1 protein-coding gene is annotated in these 300 nt (G+C 64.3%); it reads left to right on the forward strand.

The genetic code is table 11. The features are described from left to right. On the forward strand, positions 1 to 300 hold a 300-nt coding region (locus ACR6JA_RS23310), incomplete at both ends, for a TraM recognition domain-containing protein (RefSeq protein WP_494599918.1).

Genomic DNA, 300 nt, shown 5'->3' on the forward strand with positions numbered 1-300 from the left:
CCGGCCACATCTACAAGTTCGGCATCGACGATGGGCTGCCCGGCGCCGCGGCGGGCACAAAGATTCCGATCAACGTCCACGCCGACGAATTCAATGAACTCATGGGCGACGAGTTCATCCCGATGGTCAACAAGGGCGGCGGTGCCGGCGTGCAGGTGACGGCCTACACGCAGACCTTGAGCGACATCGAGGCCCGCATTGGCAACCGAGCCAAGGCCGGTCAGGTGGTCGGCAACTTCAACAACCTGTTCATGCTGCGCGTGCGCGAGACCGCCACCGCCGAGCTGCTGACGCGGCAAC

It is taken from the genome of Cedecea sp. B1(4) (assembly GCF_059414925.1).